The organism is Sulfuritalea hydrogenivorans sk43H, from assembly GCF_000828635.1.
GTDB classification, from domain to species: domain Bacteria; phylum Pseudomonadota; class Gammaproteobacteria; order Burkholderiales; family Rhodocyclaceae; genus Sulfuritalea; species Sulfuritalea hydrogenivorans.
Genome location: NZ_AP012547.1, coordinates 661,759 through 676,991 on the forward strand (window position 1 = coordinate 661,759; position 15,233 = coordinate 676,991).

The window sequence follows — 15,233 nt, forward strand, 5'->3', positions numbered from 1 at the left end:
TGACCTTGTGAGTCGTGCATCGGGCCTGACCGCCCCGGATCAGGGCGGCGGCAGAATCTTACCCGGATTCAGGATGTTGTCGGGATCGATGGCGCGCTTTATCGCCCGCATCAGGTCGATGGCGACATCGCCATGCTCCAGCGCCATGTAACCCTGCTTGCCTATGCCAACGCCATGCTCGCCGGTGCAGGTGCCGTCCATGCGGATGGCGCGCTGCGCAAGGCGCGAGGCGAAGCCCTTGGCGCGGCCGAGTTCCTCTGCGTTGTCCGGATCGACCAGCAGCACCATGTGGAAGTTGCCGTCGCCGACATGGCCCACCAGCGGTGCGACGAGGCCGGTCGCCTCAAGATCGACATAGGTCTCGCCGATGCAATCGGCGAGTCGCGAGATCGGCACGCAGACGTCGGTCGTCAATGCCCGGCAGCCCGGCTTGAGGCCTATGCCGGCGTAATAGGCATCGTGCCGCGCCTGCCACAGCCGGGTTCGATCCTCGGGGCGGGTGGCCCATTCGAAATCCTGGCCGCCGTGTTCCGCGGCAATCTCCTGCACCGTCTCCGCCTGCTCCCTGACCCCAGTGGGCGAGCCATGAAACTCGAAGAACAAGGTCGGCTCTTCGCGCAGCGTTGTCTTGCTGTGGCGGTTGATGGCGGTGATCGCCAAGGCATCGAGCAGCTCGATGCGCGCAACGGGAACCCCGAGCTGGATGGTCTGAATGACTGTCTTGACTGCGGCCGACAGTGTCGGGAATGTGCAGACCGCGCTGGAGATCGCTTCAGGTACTGGATAGAGTCTCACCGTCAATTCGGTGATGATGCCCAGCGTGCCTTCGGAGCCAACCATCAGCCGGGTCAGGTCATAGCCGGCTGACGACTTGCGGGCGCGGCCACCGGTCTTGAGGATGCGGCCGTCCGGCAGCACCACGGTCATGCCCAGCACGTTCTCGCGCATGGTGCCGTAGCGCACGGCATTGGTGCCGGAAGCCCGTGTCGCGGCCATGCCGCCGAGGCTGGCGTCCGCCCCCGGGTCGATCGGGAAGAACAGTCCGGTACCATTCAGCGCGGCGTTGAGTGCCTTGCGCGTGACGCCGCATTGCACGGTGGCGTCGAGGTCTTCCTGGCGCACGGCAACCACCTGGTTCATTGCCGACAGGTCGATACAGACGCCGCCGTTTACTGCCAGGAGGTGGCCTTCCAGCGAGGTGCCGGTGCCAAATGCAATCACGGGAATGCGATGGCGATGGCACAGGCCGACGATTTCTGCCACTTCGGCGGTGGATTCGGCAAACACCACGGCATCCGGCGGCATCGGCACATGGGACGACTCGTCCTTGCCATGATGCAGCCGGACCGCGGCGGCGATCGAGAAGCGTGATCCGAAGCGGGAGGCGAGTGCTTCGGCGAGCGCCTGCGGCAGCGGCGGGCGGTCAGCGGGTGCGTTCATGGCGATCTCCGGCATGGGTGGCAATCGGCGGATTCTACGCTGCGCCCGGGCCGATTTCGGCATCCGGCGTGTGGTGATATCAGCCGCAGGCCGGCCGCTGCCGAAGCTTCGCCGCTTTTGCCGACAGGGAGGGTTGAGCTTCATGCTTGTTGATACACCCGTTGACGCCGACCCAAAATGTGGAGATAATCACGGGTTCAGCTGGAGGGGTTCCCGAGCGGTCAAAGGGATCAGACTGTAAATCTGACGGCTCTGCCTTCGAAGGTTCGAATCCTTCCCCCTCCACCAACACGTAGTAGAAACAGATAGTTAAGCAAGGCGGTTAGCGGACAAGCAGGACAGGCGGCGGTAGTTTAATGGTAGAACCTTAGCCTTCCAAGCTAATGACGAGGGTTCGATTCCCTCTCGCCGCTCCAGGTTCTGCAACAAAGGTTTCAGCCCTTGTAGCTCAGTGGTAGAGCACTCCCTTGGTAAGGGAGAGGTCGCGTGTTCGATCCACGCCAAGGGCACCATTTCTAGTGCATTTTTGTTGGGGTGATTGACATGGCGAAAGCGAAATTTGAGCGGACGAAGCCGCACGTAAACGTAGGGACGATTGGTCACGTGGACCATGGCAAGACGACGTTGACGGCGGCGATCACGACGGTGCTGTCGGCGAAGTTTGGTGGCGAGGCGAAAGCCTACGACCAGATTGATGCGGCGCCGGAAGAAAAGGCACGCGGCATCACCATCAACACCGCGCACGTCGAATACGAGACCAAGACGCGCCACTACGCGCACGTTGACTGCCCGGGCCACGCCGACTACGTCAAGAACATGATCACCGGCGCCGCGCAGATGGACGGCGCCATCCTGGTCTGTTCCGCCGCCGACGGCCCCATGCCGCAGACCCGCGAGCACATCCTGCTGGCACGCCAGGTCGGCGTGCCCTACATGGTCGTGTTCATGAACAAGTGCGACATGGTTGACGACGCCGAACTGCTCGAGCTGGTCGAAATGGAGCTGCGCGAACTCCTGAGCAAGTACGACTTTCCCGGCGACGACATCCCGATCATCAAGGGCTCCGCCCTGAAAGCGCTGGAAGGCGACAAGGGCGAGCTTGGCGAAGGCGCCATCATGGCCCTGGCCGACGCCCTGGACAGCTACATCCCGACGCCCGAGCGCGCCATCGACAAGCCCTTCCTGATGCCCATTGAGGATGTCTTCTCGATCTCCGGTCGCGGCACCGTGGTCACGGGTCGTGTCGAGCGCGGCATCGTCAAGGTCGGTGAAGAAATCGAAATCATCGGCATCCGCCCCACCACCAAGACCATCTGCACCGGCGTCGAAATGTTCCGCAAGCTGCTGGACCAGGGCCAGGCCGGCGACAACGTCGGCGTGCTGCTGCGTGGCACCAAGCGTGAAGAAGTCGAGCGTGGCCAGGTGCTGGCCAAGCCGGGCAGCATCACGCCGCACACCCACTTCACGTCGGAAGTGTACATCCTGTCGAAGGACGAAGGCGGTCGTCATACCCCGTTCTTCAATGGCTACCGTCCGCAGTTCTACTTCCGCACCACCGACGTCACGGGCAGCATCGAGTTGCCGGCCGGGACGGAAATGGTGATGCCGGGCGACAACATTGCCATGACGGTGAAGCTGATTGCGCCGATCGCGATGGAAGAAGGCCTGCGCTTCGCCATCCGCGAAGGCGGTCGTACCGTCGGCGCCGGTGTCGTCGCCAAGGTCATCGAATAACGCGCGCAGCTTTAGCCGCATTTTTTGCGAGTGGCGACACTTCGGCAACGAGGTGTCGCCAAGCAGTCTCTGCTGCAGGGGTGTAGCTCAATTGGCAGAGCGGCGGTCTCCAAAACCGCAGGTTGGGGGTTCGATTCCCTCCGCCCCTGCCACTGAATTGAAGTTTTTGCGCAACAACTGACTACTTATGGCCGATAAACTCAAGTTCATGCTGGCGCTGCTGCTGTTGGCGGCCGGTGTGGCTGGTTTCTACTTCCTTGGCGGGCAACCGACAATTCTGCGCGTGCTGTCCGTGCTCGCGGGATTGGCTGCGGGTATTGCGGTGGCGTGGTTTACAACGCCGGGACAGCGCTTCTTCGAGTTCAGTCGGGAAGCGGTGGTGGAGACGAAAAAAGTTGTCTGGCCGTCGCGCAAGGAAACCATGCAGACCACCGGCATCGTGTTCGCCTTCGTGCTGGTCATGGCAATTGTGCTGTGGATGACTGACAAGGGCCTCGAATGGGTGCTCTACGACCTGGTTCTGGGCTGGAAAAAATCATGACAAAACGCTGGTATGTCGTTCACGCCTATTCCGGTTTCGAAAAGTCGGTGCAGCGCGCCCTGATCGAGCGCATTACTCGCGCCGGGATGCAGGACAAGTTCGGCCAGGTGCTGGTGCCGGTCGAGGAAGTCATCGAAATGAAGAACGGCCAGAAGAGCATTTCCGAGAGGAAATTCTTCCCCGGCTATGTGCTGGTCGAGATGGACATGGACGACGATTCCTGGCACCTCGTCAAGAGCACGCCCAAGGTCACCGGATTCGTGGGCGGAACGTCGACCAAGCCGACCCCGATTTCCGAAAAGGAAGTCTCGAAGATCATGCAGCAGGTCCAGGACGGTGTCGAGAAGCCCCGCCCCAAGGTCCTGTTCGAAGTGGGCGAAATGGTTCGCATCAAGGAAGGCCCGTTCACCGACTTCAACGGCAATGTCGAGGAAGTCAATTACGAAAAGAGCCGTTTGCGTGTCTCCGTGACCATTTTTGGTCGGGCGACGCCGGTGGAACTGGAATTCGCGCAGGTCGAGAAGGCATAGTTTTTTGCGGCGCCGCGGCGCGCAGGTTTGTTGTTTTATCCGCGGCAAGAGGAGCGCCAGTAGGTGGCTGGAAGATTCGCCGACCGCGCGCTAGGACTCACGTAGACAGGAGCCATCATGGCAAAGAAGATAATCGGTTACATCAAGCTGCAAGTGCCGGCGGGCAAGGCCAATCCCTCGCCCCCGATCGGCCCGGCGCTCGGCCAGCGCGGCCTCAACATCATGGAATTCTGCAAGGCGTTCAACGCCCAGACCCAGGGCCTCGAGCCAGGTCTGCCGATTCCGGTGGTGATTACCGCATTCGCGGACAAGAGCTTCACCTTCATCATGAAGACGCCGCCGGCGACCATTCTGATCAAGAAGGCAGCCGGTATTCAGAAGGGTTCGCCGAAGCCGCACACCGACAAGGTCGGCAAGATCACCAAGGCGCAGGCCGAGGAAATCGCCAAGACCAAGATGAAGGATTTGACGGCTGCCGATCTTGACGCAGCCGTGCGCACCATCGCGGGCTCCGCCCGCAGCATGGGCATTGTCGTGGAGGGCCTGTAATCATGGCGAAGACATCCAAGCGAGTACAAGCGGTATTGGCCAAGGTCGACCGCAACAAGGCCTATCCGGTCGGCGATGCGCTGACGCTGGTGAAGGAATGCGCCACCGCCAAGTTTGACGAGTCGATCGACGTCTCGGTGAACCTCGGCATCGACGCCAAGAAATCGGACCAGCTGGTGCGCGGCTCCGTCGTGTTGCCTTCCGGTACCGGCAAGACGGTTCGCGTCGCCGTGTTCGCCCAGGGCGAGAAGGCCGAAGCCGCCCGCGCTGCTGGCGCTGATGTCGTTGGCTTCGATGATCTGGCTGCCGACGTCAAGGCCGGCAACATGAACTTCGATATCGTGATCGCGACGCCGGATGCCATGAAAGTGGTAGGCGCCCTCGGCCAGATCCTGGGCCCGCGCGGCCTGATGCCGAACCCGAAGGTCGGCACCGTGACCATGGACGTCACCACCGCGGTGAAGAACGCCAAGGCGGGTCAGGTGCAGTACCGCACCGACAAGGCCGGCATCATTCACTGCACCATCGGCCGCGCTTCGTTCAGCGTGGATGCGCTGAAGACCAACCTTTCGGCGCTGATTGAAGCGCTGCAAAAGGCCAAGCCGGCTGCGTCCAAGGGCCAGTATCTGAAGAAAGTGTCGCTGTCCAGCACCATGGGCGCCGGCGTTCGCGTCGATCAGGCCAGCCTGTCGGCGCAGGCATAAAGAACTTTGGGCTGTTGCGCTGCACGTGCGGTATGGCGGGTGGCGCGGCAGGTTATCAAAGACCGCAGGCGTCCGTAAGGACTTAATTGTGGCAACGGAACATCGTTGCAAAGCCGGCGTAGATGGCGTTACCCGATGACGGAATCCAGGTTCCTGAATGAAGGTCGCCGTATCGCCAGCGCCGACTTTTCGGCGTTGGGGTTTTTTAGGAGTTGACCGTGAGTCTCAATCTTGACGACAAGAAGACGGTAGTTGCCGAAGTATCCGCGGAAGTCGCGAATGCCCAGTCGATCATCGTCGCAGAGTACCGTGGTCTCGGAGTGGTCGATCTCACCGCCCTGCGCGCCAACGCGCGCAAGTCCGGTGTGTATCTGCGTGTAGTCAAAAACACCCTGGTTCGTCGTGCCATTGCCGGCACGCCGTTCGAAGGTCTGTCCGGCAAGCTGGCCGGCCCCATGATCTATGGAATTTCCAAGGATCCGGTGGCCGCTGCCAAGCTGCTCAACGACTTTGCCAAGGCGAATGACAAGCTCGTCATCAAAGTAGGCGCAATGCCCAACTACGTCATGGACGTGGCGGGGGTCAAGGCGCTGGCGACGATGCCGAGCCGCGAGGAGCTGTTGTCCAAGCTCCTCGGCACCATGCAGGCGCCGATCACCCAGTTCGTTCGCACGCTCAACGAAGTCCCGACGAAGTTCGTCCGGGGCCTCGCCGCCGTGCGCGACGCCAAAGAGACTGCGTAATCGTTTTTCACTGATTCAAACATTCATTCAGGAGTCGTAATCATGGCTGTAAGCAAAGCTGAAATTCTCGATGCCATCGCTGGCATGACCGTTCTCGATCTGTCCGAGCTGATCAAGGAAATGGAAACCAAGTTTGGCGTTTCCGCTGCCGCTGCTGCTGTTGCCGTGGCCGCACCCGCTGCTGGTGGCGGTGCCGCCGCTGCGGAAGAGCAGACCGAGTTCACCGTGATGCTGGTTGCCGCCGGCGAAAAGAAGGTCGAGGCCATCAAGGTCGTTCGTGCCGCCACGGGCCTCGGTCTCAAGGAGGCCAAGGACCTGGTCGACGGCGCACCGAAGGCTGTCAAGGAAGGCGTGTCGAAGGCCGACGCCGAGGCCCTCAAGAAGCAACTCGAGGAAGCCGGCGCCAAGGTCGAAATCAAGTAATCGCGATTCGATCGCGGGTTGGCGGCCCAGCCGCCAACCCGCTTTTGTGCTTGTAGCAGCGGAAGCATTTGTACCTGTCGAGCTTTACCCCTTTGTACCTGATCCGGGGGTTACACGAGAGTGCTGATTTGTTTTGCCTCAGCCCTGTCCTTTGACCTTCGACGTCTGAATCCTGAACGGAGCCACCATGGCGTATTCCTACACCGAAAAAAAGCGCATTCGCAAAAGCTTTGCCAAACGGGCCAACGTCCTCGACGTGCCTTTTCTTCTGGCGACGCAAATCGAGTCCTACACGCGCTTCCTGCAGGCCGACGTGCCGCCGGCACAGCGCCGCAACGAAGGTCTGCAAGCCGCCTTCACGTCGATTTTCCCGATTGTTGCGCACTCGGGGAATGCCCGCCTGCACTTCGTCGAGTTCATGCTTGGCGAGCCGACCTTCGATGTCAAGGAATGCCAGCAGCGCGGCCTGACTTTCGCCAGCCCGCTGCGCGCCAAGGTCCGTCTCGAACTGCTTGACCGCGATACCAAGGCGGTCAAGGAAGTCAAGGAAGACCAGCCGCTCTATATGGGCGAAATTCCCCTGATGACGACCACCGGCTCGTTTGTCATCAACGGCACCGAGCGCGTCATCGTCTCCCAGCTGCATCGTTCCCCCGGCGTGTTCTTCGAGCACGACAAGGGCAAGACCCACAGCTCGGGCAAGCTGCTGTTCTCCGCGCGCATCATTCCGTATCGCGGCTCCTGGCTGGATTTCGAATTCGATCCGAAGGATATCCTGTACTTCCGCATCGATCGCCGCCGCAAGATGCCGGTGACCATCCTGCTCAAGTCGATCGGCATGACGCATGAGCAAATCCTCGCGACCTTCTTCCAGTTCGATACCTTCCATTTCGCGAAGAAGGGCATCTCCTTCGAAGTCGTGCCGGAACGCCTGCGCGGCGAAGTGGCGAAATTCGACATTCTCGACAAGGCGGGCAAGCTGATTGTCGCCAAGGACAAGCGCATCACGGTCAAGCACATCCGCGAGATGGCCGAAGCCGGCATCAAGAAGATACTGGTGCCCGACGAGTTCATGATGGGCCGGGTGGTTGCCCACAACATCGTGAATCCCGAAACCGGCGAAGTGCTGGCCAACGCCAACGACGAGATTACGGAAGACCTGCTGGCCAAACTGGCCGATGGCGGCATCGAGCAGATCCAGACGCTGTACGTGAATGACCTGGATCGTGGTGCCTACATCTCCTCGACCTTGCGCATTGACGAAACCGCCGACCAATGGGCCGCCCGCGTGGCGATCTATCGCATGATGCGCCCCGGCGAGCCGCCAACGGAAGATGCGGTGGAGAACCTGTTCCACGGCCTGTTCTATTCGGAAGAGCGCTACGACCTGTCGGCGGTCGGCCGCATGAAGTTCAATCGCCGCGTTGGTCGCGACGAAATCGAAGGCGCGGGCACCTTGTCGAACGAGGATATCGTCGATGTCGTCCGCATTCTTGTCGAGCTGCGCAACGGCCGCGGCGAAGTCGATGACATCGATCACCTGGGCAATCGCCGCGTGCGTTCGGTCGGCGAACTGGCCGAGAACCAGTTCCGCGCCGGTCTGGTGCGTGTCGAGCGCGCCGTCAAGGAGCGTCTGAACCAGGCGGAAAGCGACAACCTGATGCCGCACGACTTGATCAATGCCAAGCCGATTTCGGCGGCGATCAAGGAGTTCTTCGGCTCCAGCCAGCTTTCGCAGTTCATGGACCAGACCAACCCGTTGTCCGAGATCACGCACAAGCGTCGCGTTTCGGCGCTGGGCCCGGGCGGCTTGACGCGTGAGCGCGCCGGTTTCGAGGTGCGCGACGTACACCCGACCCACTACGGCCGTGTCTGCCCGATCGAGACGCCGGAAGGTCCGAATATCGGCCTGATCAACTCGCTGGCGCTGTATGCGCGCACCAATGAGTATGGCTTCATGGAAACGCCTTACCGCAAGGTGGGAAACAGCCACGTCACCGACGAGATCGAATACCTGTCGGCGATCGAGGAAGGCAAGTACGTGATCGCCCAGGCCAATGCCCAACTGGACAAGAAAGGCAAACTGAGCGACGAGCTGGTTTCCTGCCGCTTCAAGGGCGAATTCGAATTGAAGGAACCGCCCGAGGTCCAGTACATGGACGTCGCGCCGGGGCAGATCGTTTCCGTCGCGGCATCGCTGATCCCGTTCCTGGAACATGACGACGCCAACCGCGCCTTGATGGGCGCCAACATGCAGCGTCAGGCCGTTCCCTGCCTGCGACCGGAAAAGGCGCTGGTTGGTACCGGCATCGAGCGTACCGTGGCTGTCGATTCGGGCACGGCGGTGCAGGCTCTGCGTGGCGGCGTGGTGGACTACATCGATGCCAACCGCATCGTGGTTCGCGTCAATGACGCGGAAACGGTAGTCGGCGAAGTCGGCGTCGATATCTACAACCTGATCAAGTACACCCGCTCCAACCAGAACACCAATATCAACCAGCGCCCCATCGTCAAGGTCGGCGATCTGATCGCCAAGGGCGATGTGGTGGCTGACGGCGCCTCCACTGACCTGGGCGAACTTGCGCTGGGCCAGAACATGCTGGTCGCGTTCATGCCCTGGAACGGCTACAACTTCGAGGATTCGATCCTGATCTCGGAGCGTGTAGTGGCCGATGACCGCTTCACTTCGATCCACATCGAGGAACTGACGGTCGTCGCACGCGACACCAAGCTCGGTGCCGAGGAAATTTCGCGCGATATCGCCACGCTGGGCGAATCGCAACTCGGGCGCCTCGACGAGTCGGGCATTGTCTATATCGGCGCCGAAGTCGAGGCGGGCGACGTGTTGGTCGGCAAGGTGACGCCGAAGGGCGAAACGCAACTGACACCGGAAGAGAAACTGCTGCGCGCAATCTTCGGCGAGAAGGCTTCCGACGTGAAGGACACGTCCTTGCGTGTGCCCTCAGGCATGATCGGCACGGTCATCGACGTCCAGGTCTTCACCCGCGAAGGCATCGAGCGCGACAAGCGAGCCCAGTCGATCATCGACGACATGCTGAAAGGTTACAAGCAGGATCTGGCCGACCAGATGCGTATCGTCGAGCGCGATACCTTCTCGCGGATCGAGAAGCTGCTGACCAACAAGACTGCCAGCAAGGGTCCGAAGAAACTGGTCAAGGGCACCAAGATCACCAAGGCCTACCTCGAAACCGTCGAGCACTACCATTGGTTCGACATTTCCCTGGTCGATGAGGAGGCCCAGCAGCAACTCGAAAACCTGCGCGACAGCCTGGAGCAGACCCGCAAGGATTTCGACGTTGCCTTCGAGGCAAAGAAGAAGAAGCTGACTCAAGGCGACGAACTGCCGCCGGGCGTGCAGAAGATGGTAAAGGTTTATCTGGCCGTCAAGCGTCGCCTGCAGCCCGGCGACAAGATGGCCGGTCGCCACGGCAACAAGGGCGTGGTTTCCAAGATTGTCCCGATCGAGGACATGCCGCACATGGCGGACGGCACGCCGATGGACATCGTGCTGAACCCCCTGGGCGTTCCGTCACGAATGAACATCGGCCAGATTCTGGAAACCCACCTCGGCTGGGCGGCCAAGGGTCTCGGACACAAAATCGGCGAAATGCTGCGCAAGCAGGCGGCTGCAGCCGAAATTCGCAAGCTGATGAACAAGATTTACAACTCTTCCGGTCGCAAGGAAGACATTGACGGCCTGAGCGAAAAGGAAGTCGTGGAGCTTGCGCAGAACCTGCAGGGTGGCGTGCCATTCGCTACTCCGGTATTCGACGGTGCGCATGAGTCCGAAATCAAGACCATGCTGGAACTGGCCGGTCTGCCGAGCAATGGCCAAGTCGACCTGTTCGACGGCCGCACGGGCGAATCCTTCGAGCGGCAGGTGACCGTTGGTTACATGCATGTGCTGAAGTTGCATCACCTGGTGGACGACAAGATGCACGCACGTTCCACTGGCCCCTACAGCCTCGTCACCCAACAGCCGTTGGGCGGCAAGGCGCAGTTCGGCGGACAACGCTTCGGCGAAATGGAAGTGTGGGCGCTCGAAGCATACGGCGCTGCCTATGTGCTGCAGGAAATGCTTACCGTGAAGTCTGACGACGTCAACGGCCGTACGAAAGTGTACGAAAACATCGTCAAGGGCGAGCACAAGATCGATGCCGGCATGCCGGAATCGTTCAACGTGCTGGTCAAGGAAATCCGTTCGCTGGCGATCGACATCGATCTCGAGCGTTACTGAGCCGCCAAAGCCCCTAGGAGAAAATACACATGAAAAGCCTGTTTGCAGACCTGTTCAAGCAGAACCTGGCGGCCGAAGAGGAATTCGACGCGATCACGATCGGTCTGGCTTCCCCCGACAAGATTCGTTCGTGGTCATACGGCGAAGTCAAGAAGCCGGAGACCATCAACTACCGTACCTTCAAGCCTGAGCGTGACGGCCTGTTCTGCGCCAAGATTTTTGGCCCGGTCAAGGATTACGAGTGCCTCTGCGGCAAGTACAAGCGTCTGAAGCACCGCGGCGTCATCTGCGAAAAGTGCGGCGTCGAAGTCACCCAGTCGAAAGTGCGCCGCGAACGAATGGGCCACATCGAACTGGCTTCGCCCACTGCGCACATCTGGTTCCTGAAGAGCCTGCCGAGCCGTCTTGGCATGGTGCTCGACATGACCTTGCGCGACATTGAGCGCGTGCTTTACTTCGAAGCGTTTGTGGTTGTCGATCCGGGCATGACCCCGCTCAACCGTGCGCAATTGCTGACGGAAGATGACTACCTGGCCAAGGTCGAGGAATACGGCGACGACTTCACCGCCGTGATGGGTGCCGAAGGTGTCCGCGAACTGTTGCGCACCATCGACCTCAACCGCCAAGTCGAGACTCTGCGGCAGGAACTGGAAACCACCGGATCCGAAGCCAAGAGCAAGAAAATTTCGAAGCGCCTCAAGGTCCTCGAAGGATTCCAGCAGTCGGGCATCAAGCCCGAGTGGATGATCCTGCAGGTGCTGCCGGTACTGCCGCCGGATCTGCGTCCGCTGGTTCCCCTGGATGGCGGCCGTTTCGCGACTTCCGACCTGAACGACTTGTATCGCCGCGTCATAAATCGCAACAACCGTCTCAAGCGCCTGCTTGAACTCAAGGCGCCGGACATCATCGTGCGCAATGAAAAGCGCATGCTGCAGGAGGCCGTCGACTCGCTGCTCGACAACGGTCGTCGCGGCAAGGCCATGACAGGTGCCAACAAGCGCCCGCTGAAGTCGCTGGCCGACATGATCAAGGGCAAGGGCGGCCGTTTCCGCCAGAACCTCCTGGGCAAGCGCGTCGACTATTCCGGCCGTTCGGTAATCGTCGTCGGTCCGCAGCTCAAGCTGCATCAGTGCGGTCTGCCGAAGAAGATGGCTCTGGAACTGTTCAAGCCCTTCATTTTCGAGCGCCTCGAAAAGATGGGGATTGCCAGCACCATCAAGGCGGCGAAAAAGGAAGTCGAAGCCGAAACTCCGGTGGTCTGGGACATCCTCGAAGAAGTCATCCGTGAGCATCCGGTGATGCTGAATCGCGCGCCGACGCTGCATCGACTTGGTATTCAGGCCTTCGAGCCGACCTTGATCGAAGGCAAGGCTATCCAGTTGCATCCGCTGGTTTGCGTGGCCTTCAACGCCGACTTCGACGGTGACCAGATGGCTGTGCATATCCCGCTTTCTCTTGAAGCGCAGATGGAAGCCCGCACCCTGATGCTGGCCTCGAACAACGTGCTGTCGCCCGCCAACGGCCAGCCGATCATCGTGCCCTCGCAGGACGTGGTGCTCGGCTTGTACTACGCCACCCGCGAAAATGTGTCCGCCCGCGGCAACGGCATGATGTTCGGCGACATCGCCGAAATTACCCGCGCCATTGACTCGCGCCAGATCGATCTCCATGCGCGCATTACCGTGCGCATTCGCGAATATGAACTGGATGCCGACAAACAGTGGCAGCCGAAGATCACGCGCTACTCGACCACTGCCGGCCGCGCCCTGCTTTCAGAGATTCTGCCGCGTGGCCTGCCGTTCAAGGTGATCGACAAGCCGCTCAAGAAAAAGGAAATCTCCAAGCTGATCGACGAGAGCTTCCGCCGCTGCGGACTCAAGGAGACGGTCGTTTTCGCCGACCAGTTGATGCAGGCCGGTTTCCGTCTGGCGACCCGTGCCGGCATCTCTATCTGCGTCGATGACATGCTGGTGCCGACGCAGAAGCACGACCTGATCGCGGCTGCAGAAACCGAAGTCAAGGAAATCGAAAAGCAATACACCTCCGGTCTGGTGACTGTCGGCGAGCGCTACAACAAGGTGGTGGACATCTGGGGGCGCGCCGGGGATCAGGTGGCCAAGGCCATGATGGATCAACTTGCGCATCAGGTCGTTACCGGCGTAGACGGCAAGCAGGTGAGTCAGGAGTCTTTCAATTCCATTTACATGATGGCCGACTCCGGAGCGCGTGGCTCCGCTGCGCAGATCCGTCAGCTGGCTGGCATGCGCGGCCTGATGGCCAAGCCTGATGGTTCGATCATCGAAACCCCGATCACCTCGAACTTCCGCGAGGGCCTCAACGTTCTGCAGTACTTCATCTCGACCCACGGCGCTCGCAAGGGCTTGGCCGACACCGCGCTGAAGACCGCCAACTCCGGCTATCTGACACGCCGTCTGGTGGACGTTACCCAGGATCTGGTGGTGATCGAAGATGATTGCGGAACTCAGAACGGGTTCGCCATGAAGGCGCTGGTGGAAGGCGGCGAAGTCATTGAGCCGCTGCGTGAGCGCATTCTTGGCCGCGTTGCCACCAACGATGTGATCAATCCGGATACGCAGGATGTGTTGTTTGCGGCAGGTTCCTTGCTCGACGAGGACGCGGTGGATGCCATCGAAGCACTCGATATCGACGAAGTCCGCGTGCGTAGCCCGCTTTCCTGTGAGACCCGCTACGGTTTGTGCGCCAAATGCTATGGTCGTGATCTGGGCCGAGGCTCACTGGTCAATGCCGGCGAGGCCGTCGGCGTCATCGCCGCCCAGTCAATCGGCGAGCCGGGCACACAGCTGACCATGCGAACCTTCCACGTTGGCGGTGCCGCGTCGCGCTCGGCAGCGCAAAGCAGCATTGAGGCAAAGAGCTCCGGCACGATTCGTTTCACCGCGACCATGCGCTACGTTACCAATCCGAAGGGTGAAAAGATTGTCATTTCCCGCTCCGGAGAGGTGATGATTACCGACGACAACGGTCGCGAGCGTGAGCGCCACAAGGTTCCCTATGGCGCCACCCTGCTTGCAGACGATGGCAAGGCGGTCAAGGCCGGAGCGCAGCTGGCGACCTGGGATCCGCATACCCGCCCGATCGTCACGGAGTATGCTGGTACGGTCAAGTTCGAGAATGTCGAGAAGAATGCGACGGTCGCCGAGCAGATGGACGAAGTCACCGGTCTTTCAACCCTCGTCGTTATTGATCCGAAACGCGGTGCCAAGGCATCGAAGGGAGTTCGTCCGCAGGTCAAGCTGATCGACGAGTCGGGCCAGGAGGTGAAGATTCACGGTACCGATCACATCGTGACCATTACCTTCCAGGTCGGTTCGCTGATTACGGTAAAGGATGGCCAGCCAGTCGCAGTCGGCGACATCCTGGCACGGATCCCGCAGGAGTCATCCAAGACGCGTGATATCACGGGCGGTTTGCCGCGCGTTGCCGAACTCTTCGAAGCGCGTATTCCCAAGGACGCCGGTGTTTTGGCGGAAGTCACGGGTACCGTTTCGTTCGGCAAGGACACCAAGGGCAAACAGCGTTTGGTGATCACCGAGCCGGACGGCACGGCGCACGAGTATCTGATCACCAAGGACAAGCATGTGATGGCCCACGACGGGCAGGTCGTCAACAAGGGCGAAGTGATTGTGGACGGTCCGGCTGATCCGCATGACATTCTGCGACTGAAGGGTGTCGAGGAATTGGCCCGCTACATCATCGATGAAGTCCAGGACGTATATCGACTGCAAGGCGTGAAGATCAACGACAAGCATATCGAGGTGATCGTGCGCCAGATGCTGCGTCGGGTGGTCATTGCGAATCCGGGCGATTCGAGCTTCATCAGGGAAGAGCAGGTCGAACGCGCCGCGGTGCTGGACGAGAACGACAAGCTGATTGCCGCCGGCAAGACACCGGCCCTGTACGACTTCATGCTGCATGGCATCACCAAAGCCAGTTTGTCGACCGATTCCTTCATTTCCGCAGCCTCTTTCCAGGAAACCACGCGAGTCTTGACCGAAGCCGCAATCATGGGCAAGCGGGACGAATTGCGAGGCCTCAAGGAGAATGTCATTGTCGGCCGCCTGATTCCGGCGGGTACCGGAATGGCTTACCACCGCACACGTCGCAAGCAGTCTCCGGGCGGCGCAGAGGCGCAGAGTCTGTTCGATCTGCCGGCAGCCGCGGAAGATGCTTCGGTCGCAGCAGAAGATACGCAAGCAGGTTGACGCTCGTCGGCGACCATTCTATAATCCGGCCTCTTTGCCCTTGGCAGGGGCCGACTTTTTGTAATTT

The 15,233-nt window shown here is 60.4% G+C and carries 10 protein-coding genes and 4 tRNA genes; 13 read left to right on the forward strand and 1 reads right to left on the reverse strand.

Going from position 1 to position 15,233, the window contains the following annotated elements; translation table 11 throughout:
- Positions 1–39 precede the first annotated feature (39 nt).
- Positions 40–1,440 carry an FAD-binding oxidoreductase gene (locus SUTH_RS03180; protein WP_041101564.1) on the reverse strand — a complete coding sequence of 467 codons (1,401 nt, stop codon included), beginning with the start codon at positions 1,438–1,440 and terminating at the stop codon, positions 40–42.
- A gap of 203 nt (positions 1,441–1,643) precedes the next feature.
- On the opposite strand from SUTH_RS03180, the gene SUTH_RS03185 reads away from it, so the two are divergent.
- The 13 genes from SUTH_RS03185 (at position 1,644) to rpoC (ending at position 15,166) form a co-directional block, all read left to right on the forward strand.
- A tRNA-Tyr gene (locus tag SUTH_RS03185) sits at positions 1,644–1,728 on the forward strand.
- 54 nt (positions 1,729–1,782) lie between these two features.
- A tRNA-Gly gene (locus SUTH_RS03190) sits at positions 1,783–1,856 on the forward strand.
- A 21-nt stretch (positions 1,857–1,877) separates the two neighbouring features.
- Positions 1,878–1,952, forward strand: a tRNA-Thr gene (locus SUTH_RS03195).
- Positions 1,953–1,983: 31 nt separating this feature from the next.
- On the forward strand, positions 1,984–3,174 hold the full coding sequence (gene tuf / locus SUTH_RS03200; RefSeq protein WP_041097028.1) for an elongation factor Tu: 1,191 nt from the start codon (positions 1,984–1,986) through the stop codon (positions 3,172–3,174).
- 76 nt (positions 3,175–3,250) lie between these two features.
- A tRNA-Trp gene (locus SUTH_RS03205) sits at positions 3,251–3,326 on the forward strand.
- Positions 3,327–3,361: 35 nt separating this feature from the next.
- Positions 3,362–3,715: a preprotein translocase subunit SecE gene (secE, locus tag SUTH_RS03210; protein WP_041097030.1), complete on the forward strand. Its 354-nt coding sequence runs from the start codon at positions 3,362–3,364 to the stop codon at positions 3,713–3,715.
- Positions 3,712–4,245 (forward strand): transcription termination/antitermination protein NusG, encoded by a 534-nt coding sequence (gene nusG, locus SUTH_RS03215; RefSeq protein WP_041097032.1) that lies wholly within the window; start codon positions 3,712–3,714, stop codon positions 4,243–4,245. The genes secE and nusG overlap by 4 nt, the downstream gene beginning before the upstream one ends.
- Before the next feature lie 117 nt (positions 4,246–4,362).
- Positions 4,363–4,794 (forward strand): 50S ribosomal protein L11, encoded by a 432-nt coding sequence (gene rplK, locus SUTH_RS03220; RefSeq protein ID WP_041097033.1) that lies wholly within the window; start codon positions 4,363–4,365, stop codon positions 4,792–4,794.
- A 2-nt stretch (positions 4,795–4,796) separates the two neighbouring features.
- A complete protein-coding gene (gene rplA / locus SUTH_RS03225) occupies positions 4,797–5,498 on the forward strand; it encodes a 50S ribosomal protein L1 (protein WP_041097036.1) in 702 nt (233 codons plus the stop codon).
- 218 nt (positions 5,499–5,716) lie between these two features.
- Positions 5,717–6,241 carry a 50S ribosomal protein L10 gene (gene rplJ, locus SUTH_RS03230; RefSeq protein ID WP_041101565.1) on the forward strand — a complete coding sequence of 175 codons (525 nt, stop codon included), beginning with the start codon at positions 5,717–5,719 and terminating at the stop codon, positions 6,239–6,241.
- A 42-nt stretch (positions 6,242–6,283) separates the two neighbouring features.
- Positions 6,284–6,664, forward strand: a complete 381-nt coding sequence (rplL, locus tag SUTH_RS03235; protein WP_041097038.1) for a 50S ribosomal protein L7/L12 — start codon at positions 6,284–6,286, stop codon at positions 6,662–6,664.
- A gap of 187 nt (positions 6,665–6,851) precedes the next feature.
- A complete protein-coding gene (gene rpoB, locus SUTH_RS03240; protein ID WP_041097040.1) occupies positions 6,852–10,922 on the forward strand; it encodes a DNA-directed RNA polymerase subunit beta in 4,071 nt (1,356 codons plus the stop codon).
- 29 nt (positions 10,923–10,951) lie between these two features.
- Positions 10,952–15,166 carry a DNA-directed RNA polymerase subunit beta' gene (gene rpoC, locus SUTH_RS03245; protein ID WP_041097042.1) on the forward strand — a complete coding sequence of 1,405 codons (4,215 nt, stop codon included), beginning with the start codon at positions 10,952–10,954 and terminating at the stop codon, positions 15,164–15,166.
- The last annotated feature ends 67 nt before the right edge of the window (positions 15,167–15,233 follow it).

Bases quoted from the DNA above. Each gene is read 5' to 3' on its own strand.
- SUTH_RS03180 (WP_041101564.1), bottom strand. From the start codon at position 1,440: ATGAACGCACCCGCTGACCGCCCGCCGCTGCCGCAGGCGCTCGCCGAA.
- tuf (WP_041097028.1), top strand. From the start codon at position 1,984: ATGGCGAAAGCGAAATTTGAGCGGACGAAGCCGCACGTAAACGTAGGG.
- secE (WP_041097030.1), top strand. From the start codon at position 3,362: ATGGCCGATAAACTCAAGTTCATGCTGGCGCTGCTGCTGTTGGCGGCC.
- nusG (WP_041097032.1), top strand. From the start codon at position 3,712: ATGACAAAACGCTGGTATGTCGTTCACGCCTATTCCGGTTTCGAAAAG.
- rplK (WP_041097033.1), top strand. From the start codon at position 4,363: ATGGCAAAGAAGATAATCGGTTACATCAAGCTGCAAGTGCCGGCGGGC.
- rplA (WP_041097036.1), top strand. From the start codon at position 4,797: ATGGCGAAGACATCCAAGCGAGTACAAGCGGTATTGGCCAAGGTCGAC.
- rplL (WP_041097038.1), top strand. From the start codon at position 6,284: ATGGCTGTAAGCAAAGCTGAAATTCTCGATGCCATCGCTGGCATGACC.
- rpoB (WP_041097040.1), top strand. From the start codon at position 6,852: ATGGCGTATTCCTACACCGAAAAAAAGCGCATTCGCAAAAGCTTTGCC.
- rpoC (WP_041097042.1), top strand. From the start codon at position 10,952: ATGAAAAGCCTGTTTGCAGACCTGTTCAAGCAGAACCTGGCGGCCGAA.